Annotated in this window: 6 protein-coding genes; 2 read left to right on the top strand and 4 right to left on the bottom strand. The window is 62.7% G+C overall.

The window, feature by feature from the left end:
• The first annotated feature begins 159 nt into the window (after positions 1-159).
• Positions 160-441 carry a type II toxin-antitoxin system RelE/ParE family toxin gene (locus Q0J57_RS10050; protein WP_297219842.1) on the top strand — a complete coding sequence of 94 codons (282 nt, stop codon included), beginning with the start codon at positions 160-162 and terminating at the stop codon, positions 439-441.
• Between the two features lie 7 nt (positions 442-448).
• Positions 449-754 carry a HigA family addiction module antitoxin gene (locus Q0J57_RS10045; RefSeq protein ID WP_297219840.1) on the top strand — a complete coding sequence of 102 codons (306 nt, stop codon included), beginning with the start codon at positions 449-451 and terminating at the stop codon, positions 752-754.
• Positions 755-944: 190 nt separating this feature from the next.
• Here Q0J57_RS10045 and Q0J57_RS10040 read toward each other — a convergent pair whose 3' ends face one another.
• The 4 genes from Q0J57_RS10040 to Q0J57_RS10025 all read right to left on the bottom strand — a co-directional run bounded on the left by Q0J57_RS10040 (position 945) and on the right by Q0J57_RS10025 (position 3,908).
• Positions 945-1,604: a hypothetical protein gene (locus Q0J57_RS10040; RefSeq protein WP_297219838.1), complete on the bottom strand. Its 660-nt coding sequence runs from the start codon at positions 1,602-1,604 to the stop codon at positions 945-947.
• Between the two features lie 4 nt (positions 1,605-1,608).
• Positions 1,609-3,066, bottom strand: a complete 1,458-nt coding sequence (terL, locus tag Q0J57_RS10035) for a phage terminase large subunit (RefSeq protein ID WP_297219836.1) — start codon at positions 3,064-3,066, stop codon at positions 1,609-1,611.
• Between the two features lie 2 nt (positions 3,067-3,068).
• Positions 3,069-3,413: a hypothetical protein gene (locus Q0J57_RS10030; protein ID WP_297219834.1), complete on the bottom strand. Its 345-nt coding sequence runs from the start codon at positions 3,411-3,413 to the stop codon at positions 3,069-3,071.
• 204 nt (positions 3,414-3,617) lie between these two features.
• Positions 3,618-3,908, bottom strand: a complete 291-nt coding sequence (locus Q0J57_RS10025) for a hypothetical protein (protein ID WP_297219832.1) — start codon at positions 3,906-3,908, stop codon at positions 3,618-3,620.
• Positions 3,909-3,963 lie beyond the last annotated feature (55 nt).

The raw sequence follows: 3,963 nt of genomic DNA, 5'->3' as shown, positions 1-3,963 counted from the left end.
CATGAAAAAACGCCTCCGGTTTTGCCGGAAGCGTAGCACGGGATTTTGCCCCTGGGGGGCTGGAAGGGGGCTGCAGGGGGGCTGTAGGGGGGCTGGAAGGGGGTTGACAGGTTTTTGCTACGCCTCTAATTTTCTGTAAAACAGTAAACGGAAAACAGAATAATACGCAGCTTCCGTTGCAAATATACCCAGGCCCTTTTCGAGGGCGACAGCCCGGCCCGTTTCCGTACCATCGCCAGGATCGCCCTGCGCAAACTGGATATGCTCGACGCAGCCGTCTGCCTGGACGACCTGCGCATCCCGCCCGGGAATCGCCTTGAAGCGCTCAAGGGCCACCGAAGCGGGCAGTACAGCATCCGCATCAACGACCAGTGGCGCATTTGCTTCACATGGGGCAATGGTGCTGCGCAACAGGTTGAGATTGTCGATTATCACAAGTGAGGTTCCCATGCGTGTCCGTACCCATCCCGGCGATGTCCTGCTGGAAGAGTTCCTGATCCCGCTGCATATCAGCCCGCATGCGCTGGCACTGGCCCTTGGCGTCCCGCCGACGCGCATCGCGGATATCGTCCACCAGCGTCGCGGCATCAGCGCAGATACGGCGGCTCGCCTTGCCCGCTATTTCGGAACCAGCGCTTCCTTCTGGTGCAACCTGCAAAGCGCCTATGACGTCTCCGTGGTGGAATCTTCCCGACAGGCGGAGCTTTGCCGCATCGTCCCCCATGCCTCGGCGGGAGCAGTGGCACAGGCATGAGATCGTCTCAGCCGCCAGTCCTGCAAGTCCGCCATTTCCGCGCTGTAGCGTACCCGTGATCCGCTGCCTTCCACGACAATGGGCGCACCGGCCGCCACCCACTGCTTGACCACGCCCTCCCCCACACCGAAGGTCTCGCATATCTCGGCAAGGGATCGCAGGATGTGCGGCATATAGGCCACGACCACGCCTAATATCCTCCCAGACCGTCGGCTGGTCCGCCGGGTACTCCGTGGCTATATCCGCGCCATTCCGGCATGGGCTGCATGTCCATGGCCTCAAGCGCCCAGCACAGGGCACATACCGCAGGCCATCGGATCATGGCTGCATTCATGCTTTCCGTGGCAGCATCCGAAGCCATCCCGGCCTCGGCGGGAACCGTACTGACAGCGGAAAAATGCAGGGTCTTGTCGCCCACGATGCGTGCCTGAACAAGCGAGAGATAATAGGGCAGCAGTCCCTCCCCCCTGCCATGCCAGCGCAGGGGAGGCTCGGTACGCAAGGGCGTCTTTCGTTCCTCCCGCCGGCGGTCATTCTCCACGTCGATCAGCAGAATGCGGTCATCGTCCTCCGGTGTGATGATCCTGGGAGCGCCGTGCTGAAACAGAAACCGCTCCGCCGTACGCAGCAGCTCCGCAGGATTGTTGCTGCGCTGCTCCGCCAGCAGAAAGATATGCCGTGGCTCCCCTACGCATGTGGGCCGATGCCGCAGCTCCCCCAGCACCAGGACACAGCCGGGCAGGGGATGCCATGGCCAGGCAAGCGCGCAGGCGGTACGACGATACTGCTGCCCCTGTCTGTCCTGAAGGTAGCGTTCACCGGTAATGCCGTCCGTCAATCGTCGCAACATGGCGTCAGCTCCAGTCTGCTCCGGCCAGCATGCCGCTGGCCGGCATGAGCAGGGTATCGATGGCGTCCACCACCGTGTCCACCTGGTCGTCGTGAGCATGGGTCATGGCCGGCGAAAAGGCGCACAGCTCCGCGATGAGAGCGTCCGCCCATGGCTGGTCATCAGGAATGTACAGCCGCCCCCCGGCCACGTAGGGCAGTACGTCGTTGGCCCGGCTCACCTTGTCCCGGTTGCGCTGCACGGCAATGACAGGAATGGATGTCTGCGCGCGCAGCGTCTGTATCAGCCCTGTCCCGCTGGCCTTGTCCTCGATATGGCAGCCCGTAAAGCGCAGCGGATTGCTGATGCGGTGGGGCCTGTGCTTTTCCCAGAATACTTTGGCCCGCTCAAGCAGCACAGGCGCTGTCCATTTCCCCCTGTCCATATCCAGAACGTATACATCCCTGTCATCCGTAGCCGCGTAGAGCAGCACGGAATAGTCGTTCTTCTCGCCTTCCTTCATGGCCGTGTCACAGAATATCCCGGCCCGCACCAGCCCTTCCGGCCTGCCGCGGAAGCGCCGGATCATGTCCCGCTTGAACATGACGCCCCCCAGCGAAGCAGGGCGCTGCTGATACTGGGCTGCGAACGTGAAAGGATCTTTCTCCCGCAGCTCTTGCAGGGATGTCAGGCTCTCCTTCTCCGGCCAGTAGCTCCTCTCTTTGTCGGTGTCCTCGTCCAGTACGGCCTGGATCTCCAGATGCGTGAAGTCCAAAGCGTAATCTCCAGCCAGAGCGTGCCCCGCGGGGTCGTCTTCGTGGAGCCGCTGCATGATGAGAATCACGGGCGTATGCTCCGTACTGGCACGACGGCTGCGAATGGTGCCCGTAATCTTGCGGTTGGCGGCCTCCCGCTTGGCTTCGCTCCACACGTCGTCAGCCTTGAGCGGATCGTCAATGATGATGGCTCCAGAGAATCCTGGCCGGATGTAACCGGCACAAAAGCCCGTCACCTGCCCGCCGGTGGATGTGGCATAGACGCCTCCCGCTGTCCTGCCGCCCACGTCGATGTTCCAGCGGCTCTTGGCACGGGTATCCGTCCTGATCTGACGCGGCCAGAGCGCCTGATACTCCTCAAGCTCCAGAATCTCCTTGACCGTGGCGGAATTGAGCGCGGCCAGCTCCGCCGCGCCAGAGAGATGCAGGAAGCGGCAATGCGGTGAACGGGCAAAACACCAGGCCATGAAGTGGATCACAGCCAGCTCTGTCTTGGTGCCACCGGGCGGCATGGTAATGAGCAGATTGCGTATCTCGCCACGGTAGACCGCCATGAGAGCATCCACGATCCGGGCATGGTGCCAGTTGACCAGGAAAGGCTGCGCCATGCGCGCACGAAACATGAGCGCGGTGAAGGTCAGCAGATCCTGCTCACAGGCCAGACGCAGGGCTGCCCGCTCCGCCTCGCTTGCCCTGGCAAACAGCATGGCTATTCGTCCCCGTCCAGCTTTCCGGCCAGCACGGCCCGCACCACGCTGTCCGCAGCCGGAGGCGCAGAGGGCAGGGGGGCCGCGGCTGCCTGGGCCTGGGCATGCTGCTGCACGTTGACCGTGGTATGCTGCCCCTTGTCAGCCTGCGGCATCACATTGCGGGCCGCACGGGAAAGCAGCTCCAGCTCGGCAGGGCTTGCCGCCTCCCTGGTCATGGCTGTCCCCTTCAGCGCCACGGCGCGGGCAAAATTCAGGGCAGCGCCTTCTGTCTGCAAGCGCTCCTGCACCACCTCCTGCACCGTGATCTGAAAACGCAACGGCAGGTCTTGCATTTGCGTTTCCACAGCCTGTATTTCCTTGGCAGCCGCCACTTTGCGCTCTACGAGGTCTTGCATTTTCCCTTGCGTCCAGCCCTCGGCCCGTGCACGCCGCGAAACGCTGGAGGTAGCCAGACCAAAGGCCTTAGCCACCTCCCCCAGGCTGACGCCTCGAACCTCGTATTCGGCTCTGGCCCGCTCCCACTGCTCCACCGAGAGTCGTGCCACTGCCTAGACCTCAATGACGCGGGCAGGCGTCATGCGCAGAAAGGCGCCGCGCATGTCACAATGCCCCACAAGGTAACGCAGGCAGGGTATTCTGCCCTGGATCACCCCGGTGTAGTGTGACAGGACGTCATCCTGCGACAAGCCACGCGACTGCAGGATGTGGCGGGCCTGCACCAGCCCTTGCCTGGCCAGTGCCAGAGTCTGGACAAACGTCTGCTTTTCCCGCAGCCTGATGCGCACCTCGACCAGAGCCTGACAATGGGCTATGTTTTCTTCCAGCCTGTCCTCGCTCACTGTCGCACCTCCGGAACTTCCAGCCTGTCACACGTTCGCCCCAGCAGATCCGCCA

The sequence above is a fragment of the uncultured Desulfovibrio sp. genome, from assembly GCF_944324505.1.
In the GTDB taxonomy this organism is placed as follows: domain Bacteria; phylum Desulfobacterota; class Desulfovibrionia; order Desulfovibrionales; family Desulfovibrionaceae; genus Desulfovibrio.
This window is presented reverse-complemented; position numbering and strand designations above follow the sequence as displayed.

Excerpts from the sequence above, each read along its gene's own strand:
- Q0J57_RS10045 (WP_297219840.1), top strand. The coding sequence starts at position 449 with ATGCGTGTCCGTACCCATCCCGGCGATGTCCTGCTGGAAGAGTTCCTG.
- Q0J57_RS10040 (WP_297219838.1), bottom strand. The coding sequence starts at position 1,604 with ATGTTGCGACGATTGACGGACGGCATTACCGGTGAACGCTACCTTCAG.
- terL (WP_297219836.1), bottom strand. The coding sequence starts at position 3,066 with ATGCTGTTTGCCAGGGCAAGCGAGGCGGAGCGGGCAGCCCTGCGTCTG.